This window comes from Paenibacillus radicis (ex Xue et al. 2023), from assembly GCF_024722015.1.
Lineage (GTDB): Bacteria > Bacillota > Bacilli > Paenibacillales > NBRC-103111 > Paenibacillus_S.
The window spans coordinates 33,145-49,427 of the sequence record NZ_JANQBD010000037.1; the positions used below are offsets into that span (position 1 = coordinate 33,145).

The window sequence follows — 16,283 nt, forward strand, 5'->3', positions numbered from 1 at the left end:
TTTCAATCGTGGGAAGCCGCCAAAAATAAGCCTTTATCGAATTTTCATGTAATGTTTCAGGTTTCGCCCTTTTAATTGTGAACATTTTGTGACTAAAGGAGGATTTTTTTATTTTTAATCGAATTTTAGTATTCAGAGCAAGAAAATAATACATAATGCCGAATTTCCGCTCCAAACGGAAAACGGGGGATCCAATCTTGGGTGAATTGATCTCGCTTCATAGTGATCATAGGGAACCTTCAACCGAACCCTCAAGCTAACCTCGTAGGCACCGGAAGGGGAACATCTTTTTGAAGAAGTTTTTTGGTATTGCCATGTCTTTAGCTCTATTTTTTACGATTCAAGTTGGTAGCGCCTCCGCCGAAACACCTATGAGTCAAGCCGTTAATGATGGACTTGGTTCGCCGTATAAAAGTGGCGGCACTACTAAAAAAGGCTTTGATTGCTCCGGCTACACCGCATTCGTCTTCGATAAGCTTGGCATCAGTCTGCCGCATCAATCCAAATCACAGGCAGCTCTCGGTACCACAGTGAGTCAAGATGAGCTTCGGGCAGGCGATCTTGTGTTCTTTGACACAGAAAACAAGGTAAATAAAGGCGTCAGCGGAATTTCTCACGTAGGTGTCTATGTAGGCGACGGAAAGTTCTATCATTCCGCTACTGGCAAAGGTATTTCCATCAATAAGCTTAGCGAAGCTTATTATGTGAAAACCTACGTTACGGCTAAACGCATTTTATCAGATGAGCAATATGCAGATGTGATGACCGACAACTGATCTAGAACAATCATGAACGATTTCTTTTCATTGAAGTCCTCAGTGCTTGCACCGACGCCCTCGCGTTGGACAAGCCTGCAGGGCTTTCTTTCTTTATATACGCTTTATTACCTCACCGGTTGCACGGTGAATCACAATTGGAGGTATCTGGATGATTCTTTTTCTTCACCGTAAGGATCTGCGGGTGAACGACCTGCCCGCCTTCGATTATATACTCGCTCGGCGCAAGCCCAGCCTGCATGTGCTCATCCTCGATCCGCACCTTCTGCAGCAGGATCGCTACCTCGAGCACAGCGGAATCAATTTCCTGCAGCACGCAGCGCGGCTGCAGGAGCTTTACCGTGCAGCCGGACGTCAGCTGCACATGCTCTATGGCAATCCCGCGGAAGTTGTGCGCGGGCTTATGCAGTCGCATCCTGTGGAGGAACTCGTGTTTCACGAGGACCACACTCCTTATGCGACGCAACGTGATCGGCAGCTGCGAGAAGTGGCGCAGGCTGCCGGGGTGGCCGTTACATCGTTCGACGAGCTGGGGCTCGCGGACCTGCGCGATTTCCAGCGCTGGACCGGACGCAGCGAGCCGTACAAGGTATTCACGCCGTTCTACCGGAAGTGGAGCGAGTACCTGCTCCGCTTCTACCGACCGGCATCGCCCGTGCACTTGCGCGAGCTTGCCGCAGCGGATCTCGCGCCCGGCGCAGCTGCGGCGCATTCGCTGCCGCCAGAGCTTGCGGCAGCGCTTAGCGGCCATGCCGCGGCAATCGCGCACGCGGGCGGTCCAGGCGCCGCTTCGGCAGCCGATCCGCTGCGCGTGCTGAGCGGCTTCCTCGCGGAGCGGCTGCCCGGCTACGCCGCAGGGCGCGACCGCTACGCGCAGGACGCCACGAGCCGGCTCAGCCGGCACGTCAATGTCGGCGCGCTCTCCGTGCGCGGCGTGTACGAGATGCTGCTCGAGCACGAGCAGCGGGAGACTTGGCTGCGCCAGTTGGCTTGGCGCGACTTCTACCTCTATCAAGCCCGTCTTGATCCGGACTTCTATTGCTATGAAAAGCGTTACGATCTCTCAACGCTCGACCAACGTCACTTCCAAGCCTGGTGTGAGGCGCGCACCGGCATTCCTGTCATTGACGCCGCCATGACAGAATTGAATACAACAGGCTGGATGCCTAATCGGCTGCGAATGATTACCGCCATGTTTCTGACCAAAAATCTGCTCTGCCCCTTTCCTTACGGTGAGCAGTATTTCCGCTGCAAGCTTAGCGACTATGATAATACGCTTAATCGCGGCGGCTGGCTATGGTGCGCCTCGCTAGGTTTTGACGCGGCCCCCTACTTTCGCATCATGAATCCGGTAACTCAATCGGAATCACACGACCCTGAAGCGGCCTATATTCGGCAATGGCTGCCTGAATTGGCCAATCTGTCGGATAAAGAAATTCACAAGCCACGTCCGGGATCCATAGTTGACTTGAAATTATCAAGAGCTCGTGCTATCGAAGTGTATCAGAGCATTTCACGAAACCAATAAGCGCATTATTTCATGATTTTTTTCAAATATTAGGTATATTTACCTAGTTATTTTTTTGGTTTATTATATTTAAAATAGTTTTTTCTATTATTTTTCAATAAGGCATAAAAAAAATGTCGAACCATGTCGATATAATATCATTAAGAAAACATTGGGTACGGGGGGATTTATTATATGACATGGTTTCGCAATCTTAAATTGTCTATAAAACTTAGTATTACAGTTGGTCTGGTCCTTTTGTTAGTTTTTTCCGGTCTCATTTACACCAATCTGGATCAGCTTTATAAGGTCAGCCTGGAAAAAGGAGAATATGAAGCACAGGAAGCCGGACAAGAGTTTTCAAGTTCATTCAAAAGTGAATTACTCGACCTCCAGGGCACGCTAGAGACACTTTCCGGTATATTGCTGGATGCCAGAGCTCAGAAAAAGCAATCACGCGAGGATATCGTTGAAATGCTTAAGCACAGGATTGAGGAACAGGATAACATTATGGGTCTTTATACCTTATGGGAACCTAATGCTTGGGACAATAACGATAAGCTAAATATTAATAAAAAGCCTTATGACGATGCGACAGGGCGATTCATCCCTTACCTCCTCCGTAATGAAGGCTCCGTAACTATAGAGCCACTTCATGATTACGATAAAGATGGAGCGGGAGATTATTACCAGCTGCCTAAACGATCCAAAAAGCTTACTCTTCTTGATCCATATAACTACAATGCCGGCGGAAAAGATGTTCTTATGACCTCTATTGTTTACCCAATTGTAGACAAGCAAGGCAGCTTTCTCGGTATTATAGGCATGGATCTATCTCTGGATAGGCTGCAGCAAAAGGCTGAAGCTGTAAAACCGCTAGGAGGATATGTAAGCATCATCTCCAATAAAGGTTCTTATGTATCCCATGGTACCAGCAAGGACTGGATCAACAAGCCCTATGCGGATAATCCGGAAAAAGCAGCTGCCTGGGAAGTTATGAAAAAATCAGGGGCGTATCGATACTACTCCGGAAACTCACAAGGTGCCGCCGTGCTTCGTATTATTGAGCCGCTTCATCTTAACGGCTCCAACGAAACCTGGTATGTCGAAACGGTCGTCCCCAAAGAACGTATTCTGGAAACGTATCAAAAGAGTATGACTACCTCCATCATTATTGCGATTATCTCCTTGCTGCTCATAGGTGCTTTGCTCGCAATCATTATAAGAATAGTTGTCGTGCAGCGAGTTCAAGCTGTTTCAGCTTTGCTGCAACGTCTGGCTGAGGGTGACTTCACCAAATCGCTTGAGATGAAGCCAAGCAAGGATGAATTCGGTGTTATGGCCGTCCATTTTAACAATATGATTGCCAAGCTCAGAAGCATGCTTCAGCTGGTCTCCGACATCTCGATGTCAGTTGGCGCGACCTCCCAGCAGCTGACAGCCAGTGCCGAACAAACGGGTCGCGCGGCAGAAACGATTACCGAGGCGATTCAGGAGGTAGCTGCCGGCGCTGAGGTCCAAGAAAGCAACGCCAGTGATACCTCCACAGCCATGACTGAAATGGCTACTGGTGTACAGCGTATTGCTGAATCCTCGTTGAGCGTCACCGAATCTGCTATAGATGTCACCCAGCAGACGGATGAAGGCAACAAGCAAATTCAAGCAGCAGTGGCGCAAATGAATGTGGTTCGCTCAACCGTCGGTCAGTCTCATGAAGCCATCCGCCAGTTAGGCATCCGCTCAGAGGAGATCGGTGCTATCATAACAATGATTACTGCCATTAGTACGCAAACCAATCTGCTTGCTTTGAACGCAGGGATTGAAGCCGCGCGAGTCGGTGAGCATGGCAAAGGGTTTGCCGTAGTAGCAACAGAGGTTCGCAAGCTTGCTGAGCAATCCAGAGCAGCTGCCGAACAAATAGCCGACTTGATAGGCAGTATGCGGGAAGAAACGAGAAAAGCCGTTGATGCGATGGAACGCGGAGCCTCTGAAGTGGAGAAAGGTGTACAGACTGTATCCGAAAGTGGAGAACGGTTCGCTTCCATAACGAAGGAAATGACCAATGTAAATGTGCAGATTCAAGAGGTTTCAGCAGCTGCAGAGCAGATGTCCGCAAGCTGTGAGGAAGTTAGCGCTACCGTAGATCAGTTGGCGCACATTGCACGCGAAGCTTCCCAGAATTCTCAAGGAGTAGCCGCGGCATCAGAGGAGCAGCTTGCTTCCATGCAAGAAATTTCATCATCATCGGCTGCTCTAAGCAGTATGGTTCAAGAGCTTCTCGATCAGCTATCGCATTTTAAAGTATAGACTTCTTTACGTTATGAAGTCCCGACCGAAAATAATAAAAGCCTCCAATCTACTCGAATGAGCAGAATTGGAGGCTTTTATTCATATTCCTTATTAGGGAGCAAGGTCTATAGTCGATTCAGACAGAAGTTAGGGGGCAATGCCTGGGAAGGAACATCTGCTTCATGCAGCATCAGCTCTTCTTCCATACCTCCGGCTTCGCACCTTTGCCGGTATACTCGATCCATTGAGGTGTGATTTCAAGAATAACGTAGTTCGGATCATCAGAACCGTCAAACCACATTTTGAAATCATCCTTCCATACCTTTTTACGCAAAGCCTCGTCCTTGGAAACCCGCCCTATTCCTTCGATTTGCAAAAAATTTGCCGACCAGCTTCCCTCGTATCCAAGCAGAATATGAACGTTTGGATTCCGTTCCAGCTCCTCTACCTTGTGAGTTTGCTTGTTGGTTGCCAAATAAATAGTCATACCCTCATGAAAAAGGGCCATATACCGCACATGCGGCTTATTGCCCTCAATAGTTGCAAAAGAGCATACTTGGTTTGAATCCAACGCCTCAATAATCTTCTCTTCAAGCTGCGTAGTCGTCGTGGCCATAACGGTATCTCCTCTCAATTGTGGATAGGCTGCAGTTGCTTGTGCTTAGTTGCAGCCCTCATAAGGATACTTTACCCTTGAACGCCTATCCTCAACCGAGAGCTAGCGAGCTCGTTCAATAAAACTTGTGCATCTCCTCCGGTATCCCGTTGCGGGAGCAAAATTGCTCCAGCGTTTCATCCGACTGAATCTCGTCAAAGGATGTGAGCAGCTTTACGGCAAACAGATTAGCCTGCCTTTCAAATTTGCCTGGATTGAAGAAAGAATGCTCCTCGAGAAAAAAGCGGCTCATGCCTTGATGAAGGCGGTCATGACCGAGCTCATGTGCACAAACAAAGCGCTGCCATTCCGAAGAAAGCTGATTGTGGATGACTATGAGCCGCCGCCGCAGCTTTCTGTAGTACACCCCCCTTGTATGCGTCCCTAAATCATGAAATTGGATATGAATACCCAATCCGCGGGAGATAGTGAACGGGCAATTGGTCTTATGTCGCTTTATAAGCTTGGATATGGTTTCTTCCATTGTCATCACCCGGCTAATTCATTAATCAAGCTGCATTGCAAGGCTTAGTTCACTCCTTGGTATCATCAGAGTCCTTCGGTTTTTTACGCTTGTTCATTTGCTTGGCTTCCCAGAAAAATCCCGTTAATACGTCCATAATCCGCTGCTTGTCCGTGTCGTTGATAGGAATGCCGTCAAACATGATCTCGCCATCTTCCTCCAGCATCTTTTTGAAATCCCGCTTGTCTCTGGAGGTAGCCCAGACTGGAATTTCCTGTTTATGGTCATCCGGCATGTGTCCGGCTTTCTCCATCATTGCCTCATACGGAATCTGTAAAGCCTCGGCAAGCTTGCGGATCGTCTCCGGTTTAGGAATGCCTCTCCGCCCATTTTCAATCCTGGATATTTGCGCATTGCTGATTCCGGATTCAAGAGCCAACTGGTTTACACTGACACCCTTGCTTTCCCGAGCTTTTTTGAGATAAATACCGAACTCTGTTTCGCTCATCATGATCAACCCTCCGACTTTTCGTTACCTCTTGGTAACAAATATACACAACTTTGACCAAAAGGTAAAGATAATGGAAGGAAAATACGTTTCCGGCAAAGACATTTCGACTTAAATGGACATTTTTGACTGATCCCTCACCTTTACCAAATGGTATTTATTATGTATTATCATTACCACAAGGTAACAATATCTAATACTGCTGATCGCTATTTTTAAATATTTATAAACGATGAGATCGTATTTAACAAATCGTTGCCAAATGGTAAAGGAGAGAAGAAGGATGACCCCTCACCCTATTGCACCAAGCTACAGCGAAGGTTTAAGTGATCTGCAAAGCTCTTATCGTAGTACTTGCCGAATGCTGCAAAAAGCACAGGAAACTACCGTAGTCCGTGGAGATAGAGAACTGATAAACGGCATGATCTCGGATGTCCAATTCGCTATCGATTGGATGCAAACCGGCAAATGTCCTGGAAACCGCCGGGGTATTGAACGAAGAGCTGCCTATCAAAGGGAAAAGCTGATGGATCCTTCACAGATGCAGACTTACATCGAACAGCAGCACCATGTAGCTCCCTCCTCTGTTATAACAGAGCAGCAGCGCCACCGACTTGAGCATGCACTGTCCCATTTGAGTTCAAGAGAACGAGAATGTTATGAGCTTCATTATGGCATGTGCTATTCGTTTCAAGAGATAGCTTCCTTGTTAGTACTTAAAAAGGGAACCGTTCAGTACTATTTGCAAACAGCGCAAAAAAAGATCCATTCGGTTAAATAAAGGACTGTGGAGTTCGACCGATTGCCTTGCAACACCATAACGTGCACTCGGGATAAAAATGAAGCGCTATGCTGTTTATCGACAAAAATGGGACTCCCCTTACGATTGCCACCTAATAGTGAAAGTAAATAACGAACACCTGTTCCCATTTTACTTCAAAAAGCAGCAAATTACAAATTTTTCTAGGAAAGGAGTAATGAACCGTTATGAAGAAAAAGGAGCTTCCTGTTGGACGGTGTTCCCCATGATTAATTTGGAGCAAATTCGTTCCAGCATCACCACAGGATTGGTCGCCGCGATGACTATGCCTGTAGTTGAACTGGATGATGCTTCGGCGCCTGCCGCCTATCCCTTCATTAAATACAGCTTCTCCGGACCTGTACTATTCCCGGACAAGCAGCCTTCGGTAACCGTGGTCCCCTCCTCGTCCCCGGATGAGGTTATCGAACGCTATACCGAACAGCCGACTTTTCGCATGAGCTTCATCTCCTGCTCAGATCAAAAGATGGACAGCCTCACTAACGCCGTCCGAATGCATGACTGGTTCCGCATTCTAGGACGCGATGAGTTGAAACTGAATGCGAACATCGTGGTTGTCCTCGCAGGAGAAATTCAAAATCGCGATATTCAGATCGGTAACATTTGGGAACGGCGAAACAGCTTTGAAGTAACCTTCAAAACATTAAGTGTAATTGATACGAAGCAAACTACCATTGACATTATAAATTGGAAATAGGGAGGAATTACATTGGCTAACACTATGAAAGATGTGACTGTAGTCATCGACATTCAGAAGCCCGTAGGGCGTTTAGGATTTGGTAAAGTACTCATTCTCGGGGAAAAAGCAGGCGGCTTCGCCTATAAAGAATACCTCGATTTGACCAGTGTCAGAACGGATTTTCCCGAAACTACTGAGGAATACAAAGCGGCAAGCGCCATTTTTGCCCAAGGAGATCAAGCTCCCGCTTCTATCGCCATCACCTGCCGCAACAGCACTATCGGTGAGGGTGCAGAAACGTTAGTAGAACGGTTGCAGCAGGTAATGGATAAGGATTGGTACTTCCTGATCAGCACCTCCGCCGCCAAAACGGACGTGCTTGCCTTAGCTGATGAGATTGAACTCGATGGCACACATCAATACTTTACTCGTTCTTCCAATCAAACCGATCTGGCCGCTATCAAGGCCAAGAAGTACACTCGCACTTCGGTGCTGTACCACACCAACCTTGCCAATTATCCGGACGCGGCTTGGGTCGGTGCAACCGGCTCAGCCCCCGTTGGCAGTGTAACCTGGAAGTTTAAGCAGCTTAGAGGTATTGAACCACTCGAACTATCAGCGACTGAGCTGCTTGCGATCCATGGTCTTGGCGCTAACGCCTACGTTACTAAAGCCGGAGACAACGTAACAACGGAAGGTAAAGTAGTTGATGACGAATATATCGATATTATTCATGCCAAAGATTACGTTAAATTCTCAATCGAATACAGCATCCAGAAGCTATTGAACAGCACACCGAAAATTCCTTATACAGCTGCAGGCATCTCCCAGATTGAAGGAGCCGTGAGAACTGTGCTGCAAAGAGCGCACAACCAAGGCATTATCGCAAGCGACTCTGATGGCATCGGCTTATACGGCACAACTTTCAAATCCCGAGATGAAGTAGATCCGGCCGATCGTGCAGAGCGTACTTATAATGACGGTTCCTTTTTCTTCGAGCTTGCCGGCGCAGTACATGCTGCCAGAATCAACGGCGTTATCCGTTACTAAATTTTGAGGAGGACTATCTATGTCAACAAAAACCTATGATCCAAAGAACGTAGCTATCACCGTGAATGGCGTGTATATTACAGGTCTCGGAGAAAGCATGGTTGAAATCACCAAGGATGAGAACAGCTATGAAACAAAAGTTGGTGCCCTGGGCGATGTCGTACGTACGAAAATCAACAACTCTTTAGGCACTATTAAAATTACTCTGCAGCAGACGAGTCCTCAACTCTCCTACCTGGATACTCTGGCAAACAGCGGCAAGGTTGTTCCGATCAGCATTATCTCTTCCAACGATCCTAAGGAAACCACTTCTGTTACAGAAGCCTTCTTGAAAAAGCCGGCTGACCGCAAATACGGTAAAGAAGCCGAAGACCGTGAGTATGAATTTCAGGCGCTAGACCTAAAAATGGAATAGGAGTGAATGTAAATGAACAACTTTAAGCAAAAAGAGTATACGTCCCGCAGCGGAAAGCAATACACCTTCCAATTCCCCGGTGTCCGCGCAGCCGCCCAAATCAGTGACCGTGTTAAAAATAAGTTCGGTGTACCTTTAGAGGAAAAGCTGGCCGAGGAAATGATGAAAAACGTAATTGTCGACCCGAAAATTTCGTGGGATTATTTCGGCAGCGACAAGAAGGAATTCAACGATGTAATTGCAGCCTCCTTCCGTTTCCTTGAAGGCGAAGATGAGGAATCGGCAAATGCCGATAACCAGGAGTGAGGCACGTCATCGAGCCGAGAGGAACTGGGCCATGTGGCGGCTGCTGCTGAGTGATATGAACATCACTTACAGTGAGCTGAACGAAATGGACCAGGATGATTTGGCCGAAGCCAATGCCGCTCTTGATATGTACATCGAAATGATGGAAAAGAACATGGAAAAATCAAAGAAGCGTTCCTAAGGGACGCTTCTTTTGTTTAAGAAGAAAGGCGGTGAAAAACAATGGCAACGAATATCACCAGCAATCTAACTCAAATATTAAATAATAAAAGTCTAGATATACAATTCAACCATAATTTTTTAGAAGTAAACAATAACTTAACCGAAATAAATCAACATTTTACAGATGTAAATAATCATTTTCTGGAAGTTGATAATAGTCTTACTGAGGTGAACCATCACTATAATCAGTTTATTCAGACTACGAATAATGCCGCAGCCAGCACTAATAAAGCGACTTCCAAATTTGCACAACTAGGAGAGTCCCTTTCCAAAGTGAGTCAATTAATTGGTAAAGGACTTACCTCCGCTATGATGGCTATAGGAACAGCGAGCTGGGATGCTGCCACGCAAGCAACGGAATCGATGAATATTATTAGAACCAGTACAGGGGCTACCGGAGAACAACTGAATGGCCTCATGGAGAGCTACAACAAGGTAGGCTCCCAGGTTCCGGATAAATTAGGCTCTGTTGCTACAGTTATAGCAGATGTTAGCAGAAAAACCGGGGCTACCGGCTCTGTCCTTGAAGATATGTCCAAAAAAATTATGGATCTGAGTTCATTAACCAAAATAAGCTCTGCCACCATTTCGTCCTCTCTCACTGGTACTATGCAGAATTGGGGTATCGGCGCTGAACAGGGCAGTGAAATGTTCGATAAGATGTATTTTTTATCCCAAAAAACTGGCCTCGGCGTCAACACCTTAGCTGATAAAATGACCAAATTCGGGGGGCCGATGCGGCAGCTTGGTTTTGACTTTGATACCTCAGCAGCCCTTATTGGGCAATGGACCAAGCAAGGGCTGGATGCTGATATGGTTCTAGGCTCTTATACTACCGCCCTCGGCAACATGTCCAAAGTAGGCGTTAAGGATACACAGCAGGCACTCAATATTGCCATGAATAAGATTAAACAAGCTGGAACTACGGCACAGGCCAACAAATTAAGTATTGAAGCGTTTGGCGAATCATCTGGACCTGCAATGGCTGCTGCTATACGCGAAGGGCGTCTTGAGTTAGGTACCATGCTTCAAGAAATGGCCAACTCCAATGGGATTATAGGCACTACGGCCAAAGACACCGAAACGCTTGGTGACAAGTTCGGCTCTTTGAAGAATGAAATCATGATCGCTCTCGCTCCCCTGGGCAAGCAGCTGATGAGCATTGTAGAGAAAGCATTTCCTGCTATTGAGAAAATAGCTGCTCTCTTGAAAGGCGGCCTCCAAAGAGCTTTACCTCATATTGAAAAATTCTCCAGCGTTGTGGGAAGTGTGCTGCTTGATGCTTTGAATCAGGTCTCGAACGGGATTGACTTTTTCATTCAAAATATCGATGTTCTTGGCCCTGCGGTTGGAGTTTTAGCCCTTGCGTTTGGTGTGGGACTAGCCGCTTCTTTATGGTCAGTTGCTGTCGCAGGTTGGGCAGCGATTGCACCTTTGCTGCCTTTTATTGCAGTAGGTGTCATTCTAGCTGCATATATAACAGCTCTCGCCTATATGTGGAAAACGAATATGTTTGGCATTAGAGACCAAACCCAGATTGTTTTCAATTATGTACAAGGTTTATTTGATAGGTTTAGTGCCTACATTAGTTCAATAATGCCGTATATACAGCAAATTCTTTCTATTGTATGGCCGATTATCCGGGCAATGTGGGTAAATGAATTAACTATCCTTTGGCTCATTATTCAAAGCTCATTTACCGCAATTTGGGATACCATTGTATGGACACTTACCAATATTTACAACTTCGTTAATATCATGTTCACCTATACTACCGGAATTTTCAAAGCATTCCTGCAATTTATTACGGGAGACTTTACTGGGGCTTGGCAAACCTACCGTGATACATTCATAGCTGTTTGGGAAGCAATTAAAACTTATTTCTCGGAAGCAATGAGTGGTTTTATCAATATTGGAGCCGACTTAATCAATGGAATTATTACGGGTATCCGTAACGCCTTTCCGAATCTATGGAATTCTGTGATAAGCGTCGGACAAGGCATGAAGGACGCTATCACAGGATTTTTAAGAATCAGTTCCCCTTCCAAAGTCATGATGGAGGTTGGCTTCTGGACAACCGAAGGTCTGGCTGACGGGCTTGAAGATGGAGAAGGACGAGTTCTTGGGTCATCCCAAAAAGTAGCGAATGCAGTTAAAGAGCCCTATACAGCTTCATTAACAGAGAGCGCTTTACCTCCCTTTGCCGCTCAGGGAGCTTCGTTAAGCCCTACTTATGGCCCTCCCACACAGGCTTCTCCCACAGCTTCATCATTGGCAGGTCCATCCAGCTCTGCACTCTCATTCAGTCCAACCATCAACATCACAATGAATGGAGATAGCCCAACAGCAGCACAAGACATTGCTGAGCGGGTCAAGCAAACGATCCAAGAAGTGTTCGAGAGCGCATCACGAAGACAAGGCATTGTGGGGGTATAAAAGATGGCTACGATAAATGAGAACTACGTAATGGTTGAGTCGGAAGAGCCATCGCATGAAATCGATGTAACCGAGCAGCCTATCGAAGACGGCATCGACATTATGGATCACGTAAGGGCCAAAGCGAAAACAATGCGTATCAGTGGTTTCATTGTAGGTGACGATGCTGCGCAAATTCGGCAAAATATTTTGAACCTCCATCAGGCCGGATCGATAATAGAGTTCATCGGACGCAATTATTTTGTTGGAATCATCACCAGCTTTCAGAGTACACACAATCATCAGGTTGCAAACGGCCTTTCCTTTAATGCCACCTTAAAAGAAGTGAGAGTAGCTAAAAGCTCTTATCTCGAAACGTTGCCTCCCTTCATCCACACACAAGCCGCCCCCGTCATTACAGTAGGACGGAAGCAGCCCGTAAAAAAAGAAAAGGGACAGGAGGAGAGCGTATTTGTCGACTCAACTGGTCAATATCATTAAGCATCAAATTCCTTATCGTTTTGAAATCCCACTGGCTAATGTGTTATTTGAAATGGAAGTGAATTACAACCCTCAATTTGACTTTTTCACCATAGACCTTTATCGAAATAAAGAACTGCTTGTATATGGGGAAAAGCTTATATATGGAAAACCACTCTTTCATGATATCGCCGACCATCGGTTCCCTGCTGTTACTCTTACACCACTCGATGAATCAGGTAAAGAGACCGATGTGAACTGGAAGACGTTAGGTGAAACGGTATTTTTATTTCTGGATGGAGATGTTTGATCATGAACAACTTCGGAAGAGTGGTTGAGATACAGACGGGTACCCGAACTTTTTCAAATCAAAATTACACTATGGAATTTACAGTTCCTTTCGATAATGACCTGCTGCCGAACGAAAGTGAGATTAAGATTTACAATCTGTCGGATTCGACTTTGGCCGAAATTAAGCTGGATAACACTTTGATAATCAATGCCGGGTATGAGGGTAATGCCGGTATGATTTTGCAGGGATATATTTCGAGAATCAAGACAGCTTGGAGTGGTGTAGATAAAATAACAACGATCCATGTACTCGATTCGGACAAGCTGTCTGACCGCAAGCTGGAGGATATTACCTATGCCGAAGATACGCTCGCTAGCATCATATTAAAAGAAATGGCTGAGCAGTTAGGGTTGCCTGTCGCCCAATTTGTGCTGAATCAGGATGTTAAGTACGCAGGCGGCTATACAGCCAGTGGAGAGGTTACAGAAATCATTAAAAAAATCGCAGCCGATTGCGGCACAAGCGCCTACATCAACAAAGGGCATTTGTATATCCGAAATTTAAGGGAAGGTGAGGATGACATATTCGAGCTTTCCCAGGATACAGGACTAATCGGTATGCCTGAACCTTTGGATGAGGAAAATTTTAGCGGAATGAGCTTGAAGTCCCAACTGCAGCACCGAATTACAACTGCTTCAGTGATCCGGTTAGTTTCGCGGCAAAAAGAAGCAACACTGCATATCCGTAAGGGCTCTCATAAAATGAGCAGCTCCGACTTTGTGACCGAAATGGAGGGGATTTATCCATGAGTGCAACGGATGCGGGAAGTGCTGCAAATGCTTTTGTGGCGGGTATGGTGGAAAAGGCTATCAATGACCTGTACGTCTGTTTCCCTTGCAGAGTCATTTCGTTTGATTCGGCCAGCGGCATGGCTGTTGTGCAGCCTCTCTTTCGCAAAGCTGATAAGGAACCTGCACTGATCCAAAATGTACCGGCCATCGGACAAAAGCACATCGTTAAGGAACATGAGCAGACCATCGTCGATCAAGGGATTGAACGTACAATAATTATAAAAGAACACGAGGAAATCCATTTTCCCAATGTAAAATCTGGCGATACCGTGCTTGTAGTATGTGCCGATGGTGAAATTAGAAACACACTGTCCGGGCAAGTCGCAATACCTGTAAGCAAACGGATGCACAGTAAGAACGATGCTGTAATTGTGGGGGTGCTTCCATGCAGTCTTTTAAGCTAGTAGAAGGTGATTTGGTTCTGGAGCTTGGTGAAATCGTTATGGCTGAAGGAACTGACGAGCTTGTGCAGTGTGTAAAAAGCTCTCTCGGCACTAACAAAGGCGAGTGGTTTTTGCAGCCTGAGCTAGGTATCAAATTTCGCGCGTTTTTGGAGAAAAATTTGAATGAAGAGGAAATGCGGGAACAAATCCGGCAAGGTTTGTTTCAAGAACCGCGCATCAAGACGGTGGATAGCATAAAGTTTGAACATGACAAACCAAATCGGATCATGACGGTTCGTTTCTCCGCTACGGCAGTTGACGGTACAACTATAGAAAGCGAGGTGACACAGCATGTTGGATGAAAAAGGATTTAAACGCAAGCGGTATGCCGACTTAATTATGGAAATGGAGGCCAAAGCGCGCGAAGCCTACGGGGAAACCATCAATACCTCGGAAAGATCGCCGCTTGGCATCATTCTTAGAATTTTTGCCTGGTTTTTGAGCAAGCCATGGGAAAAAGCTGAGGACGTGTATTATTCCGCCTACATTAATACCGCGCAGGGCGTTCAACAGGACCGACTCGGGCCGTATGTAGGAATCTCCCGTATTCCCGAACAGTTTTCATCGGGTTCCATAGCTATCACGGGCACCCCCGACTATACGGTTGCTGCCGGCTTTTCAGTCAGATCAAGGAACGCGGTATATTTCACAACTACAGTACCCGTTACCTTAGATGCCAGCGGGCATGCGACTGTGAGCATTCGAGCCTCGTTGGCAGGCGTTCGCGGCAATGTGGCAGGCGGGTTGATAACGGAGATTGTGAATCCCAATCCGAATGTAGCCTCTGTAACCAACCCAGCCCCTACTGTCGGAGGCAGGGAAAAAGAAACCGACCCGGAATTCCGCGAACGATTCCAGCTCTCGGTTTCCGGGGGAGGCGCGGCTACTTTGGATTCGATTCGCAGCGCTTTGCTGGGCATTGCCGGTGTAAGGGCAGCTACTGTCATTGAAAATACTTCACTCGCTACCGATGCTGAAGGACGGCCAGGCAAAAGCTTTCAAGCCTACTTGCTAGGAGGCGGTGCGGATGCTATAGCTCAATGCATTTTGGAAACAAAAGCCGTTGGTATCCAATCCTTTGGTGATGTATCCCGTACGGTTTATGACCTGTCAGGCTCTCCTCATATTATTAAGTTCAGTTATGCTGAAAAGATCGCTTTGAAGGTCCAGGTTGCCGTGACCAAAAATGAACAATACCCCGTAGATGGCGATGCACAAATCAGGACAGCAATTATCCGCTATATTGGTGGTGAAGATGTGGATGGCTCGTTGTATAGCGGGCTTGGCATGGGCGATGACGTGATATATACGAAGCTGATCAGCTCGATTTATAAGGTAGTCGGTATTGAGGATGTTAATGTTCAAGTTGCGACTTCTGGCAGCTTTGGGACTGGCAATATTGCCGTATCCAGTAATAAAGTAGCTCAAATCCTTCATAGTGATATTGAGGTGAGCAGCCATGCCTGATCTGCGTGAGATGTTACAGAAGTTAACGGATCATTATGCCAAAAGTCCGCAGAGCAATATTGGAAAGCTTCTGTCCATTGTCCACGGACAACTCAATGACCTCGATCAGACACTGGAGACGATGCAGCTCTGGCGGGATATCGATCTTGCCCGTGGTTCAACCTTGGATAATATCGGGCAAAACGTGGCCCAGCCTCGCGGGATGGCTTCAGACGAGGTCTACCGCGTGCTGATTAAGTCTAAAATTGCTCGCAATCTCTCACGTGGCGATATCAATACACTCATTCGCGTTATAGCGATCTCGGTTAATGCGAATTACTCTGAGATTGAAATTCGTGAAAAGTACACAGATCCGTCGGACCCCGAGCCTGCCGCGATCTCTTTAGTGCGGCTTCCTTTTAGCCGAATCAGTGATTCAGAAATCGATGTTCGCCAGTTTACGAGAATTCTCCAAAAAACGATCCCCGCAGGAGTTCGTGTAGATGCGGTAGAGCTGCAAGGGACTTTCTCCCTGGCCAGCGGTGATGGGCCTGAGATGGATATTGAAGCAGGTTTTGCCAATACGGATCAAACAAGCGGTGGGACACTAGGTGCTGTTTTCACCCCTGCCGAAAATATCGATTTGCCTATTTAAGAGAGGAGCGC

20 protein-coding genes and 1 riboswitch are annotated in these 16,283 nt (G+C 46.6%); of the genes, 17 read left to right on the top strand and 3 right to left on the bottom strand.

Annotated elements, in window-relative coordinates:
• Positions 1–146: 146 nt before the first annotated feature.
• Positions 147–286: riboswitch (cyclic di-AMP (ydaO/yuaA leader) on the top strand.
• Between the two features lie 4 nt (positions 287–290).
• The 3 genes from NV381_RS33790 (at position 291) to NV381_RS33800 (ending at position 4,590) form a co-directional block, all read left to right on the top strand.
• On the top strand, positions 291–776 hold the full coding sequence (locus NV381_RS33790) for a C40 family peptidase (protein WP_258217704.1): 486 nt from the start codon (positions 291–293) through the stop codon (positions 774–776).
• A 151-nt stretch (positions 777–927) separates the two neighbouring features.
• Complete coding sequence (locus NV381_RS33795; protein ID WP_258217705.1) at positions 928–2,304, top strand: cryptochrome/photolyase family protein; 1,377 nt, start codon at positions 928–930, stop codon at positions 2,302–2,304.
• Between the two features lie 174 nt (positions 2,305–2,478).
• Entirely contained in the window at positions 2,479–4,590 is a 2,112-nt protein-coding gene (locus NV381_RS33800; protein WP_258217706.1) for a methyl-accepting chemotaxis protein, read from the top strand.
• A 172-nt stretch (positions 4,591–4,762) separates the two neighbouring features.
• On the opposite strand, the gene NV381_RS33805 is transcribed toward NV381_RS33800, so the two are convergent.
• The 3 genes from NV381_RS33805 to NV381_RS33815 form a co-directional block, all read right to left on the bottom strand.
• Entirely contained in the window at positions 4,763–5,188 is a 426-nt protein-coding gene (locus tag NV381_RS33805; protein ID WP_258217707.1) for a pyridoxamine 5'-phosphate oxidase family protein, read from the bottom strand.
• Positions 5,189–5,303: 115 nt separating this feature from the next.
• Positions 5,304–5,711 (bottom strand): ImmA/IrrE family metallo-endopeptidase, encoded by a 408-nt coding sequence (locus NV381_RS33810; protein ID WP_258217708.1) that lies wholly within the window; start codon positions 5,709–5,711, stop codon positions 5,304–5,306.
• 49 nt (positions 5,712–5,760) lie between these two features.
• The gene (locus NV381_RS33815; RefSeq protein ID WP_258217741.1) at positions 5,761–6,198 is read right to left on the bottom strand and encodes a helix-turn-helix domain-containing protein; all 438 of its coding nucleotides are present in this window, start codon (positions 6,196–6,198) and stop codon (positions 5,761–5,763) included.
• Positions 6,199–6,481: 283 nt separating this feature from the next.
• On the opposite strand from NV381_RS33815, the gene NV381_RS33820 reads away from it, so the two are divergent.
• The 14 genes from NV381_RS33820 to NV381_RS33885 all read left to right on the top strand — a co-directional run bounded on the left by NV381_RS33820 (position 6,482) and on the right by NV381_RS33885 (position 16,272).
• The gene (locus NV381_RS33820) at positions 6,482–6,979 is read left to right on the top strand and encodes a sigma-70 family RNA polymerase sigma factor (protein ID WP_258217709.1); all 498 of its coding nucleotides are present in this window, start codon (positions 6,482–6,484) and stop codon (positions 6,977–6,979) included.
• A gap of 196 nt (positions 6,980–7,175) precedes the next feature.
• The gene (locus tag NV381_RS33825) at positions 7,176–7,715 is read left to right on the top strand and encodes an LIC_12616 family protein (RefSeq protein ID WP_258217710.1); all 540 of its coding nucleotides are present in this window, start codon (positions 7,176–7,178) and stop codon (positions 7,713–7,715) included.
• 12 nt (positions 7,716–7,727) lie between these two features.
• A complete protein-coding gene (locus NV381_RS33830) occupies positions 7,728–8,747 on the top strand; it encodes a DUF3383 family protein (protein ID WP_308862397.1) in 1,020 nt (339 codons plus the stop codon).
• 19 nt (positions 8,748–8,766) lie between these two features.
• Positions 8,767–9,162, top strand: a complete 396-nt coding sequence (locus tag NV381_RS33835; protein ID WP_258217711.1) for a DUF3277 family protein — start codon at positions 8,767–8,769, stop codon at positions 9,160–9,162.
• A gap of 12 nt (positions 9,163–9,174) precedes the next feature.
• Positions 9,175–9,468 (top strand): hypothetical protein, encoded by a 294-nt coding sequence (locus tag NV381_RS33840; protein ID WP_258217712.1) that lies wholly within the window; start codon positions 9,175–9,177, stop codon positions 9,466–9,468.
• Positions 9,449–9,649, top strand: coding sequence for a hypothetical protein (locus tag NV381_RS33845; protein WP_258217713.1), 201 nt, complete (start codon positions 9,449–9,451; stop codon positions 9,647–9,649). Before NV381_RS33840 ends, NV381_RS33845 begins: the two co-directional genes overlap by 20 nt.
• A gap of 41 nt (positions 9,650–9,690) precedes the next feature.
• A complete protein-coding gene (locus NV381_RS33850; RefSeq protein ID WP_258217714.1) occupies positions 9,691–12,126 on the top strand; it encodes a phage tail tape measure protein in 2,436 nt (811 codons plus the stop codon).
• A gap of 3 nt (positions 12,127–12,129) precedes the next feature.
• Positions 12,130–12,606 (top strand): phage baseplate protein, encoded by a 477-nt coding sequence (locus NV381_RS33855; protein ID WP_258217715.1) that lies wholly within the window; start codon positions 12,130–12,132, stop codon positions 12,604–12,606.
• On the top strand, positions 12,578–12,895 hold the full coding sequence (locus tag NV381_RS33860; RefSeq protein ID WP_258217716.1) for a phage baseplate plug family protein: 318 nt from the start codon (positions 12,578–12,580) through the stop codon (positions 12,893–12,895). Before NV381_RS33855 ends, NV381_RS33860 begins: the two co-directional genes overlap by 29 nt.
• Positions 12,896–12,897: 2 nt before the next feature.
• On the top strand, positions 12,898–13,686 hold the full coding sequence (locus NV381_RS33865) for a phage protein (RefSeq protein ID WP_258217717.1): 789 nt from the start codon (positions 12,898–12,900) through the stop codon (positions 13,684–13,686).
• A complete protein-coding gene (locus NV381_RS33870; RefSeq protein ID WP_258217718.1) occupies positions 13,683–14,132 on the top strand; it encodes a Gp138 family membrane-puncturing spike protein in 450 nt (149 codons plus the stop codon). Before NV381_RS33865 ends, NV381_RS33870 begins: the two co-directional genes overlap by 4 nt.
• On the top strand, positions 14,114–14,473 hold the full coding sequence (locus NV381_RS33875) for a DUF2634 domain-containing protein (protein ID WP_258217719.1): 360 nt from the start codon (positions 14,114–14,116) through the stop codon (positions 14,471–14,473). The genes NV381_RS33870 and NV381_RS33875 overlap by 19 nt, the downstream gene beginning before the upstream one ends.
• Positions 14,463–15,638 (top strand): baseplate J/gp47 family protein, encoded by a 1,176-nt coding sequence (locus tag NV381_RS33880; RefSeq protein ID WP_258217720.1) that lies wholly within the window; start codon positions 14,463–14,465, stop codon positions 15,636–15,638. Before NV381_RS33875 ends, NV381_RS33880 begins: the two co-directional genes overlap by 11 nt.
• The gene (locus tag NV381_RS33885) at positions 15,631–16,272 is read left to right on the top strand and encodes a hypothetical protein (protein ID WP_258217721.1); all 642 of its coding nucleotides are present in this window, start codon (positions 15,631–15,633) and stop codon (positions 16,270–16,272) included. Before NV381_RS33880 ends, NV381_RS33885 begins: the two co-directional genes overlap by 8 nt.
• The last annotated feature ends 11 nt before the right edge of the window (positions 16,273–16,283 follow it).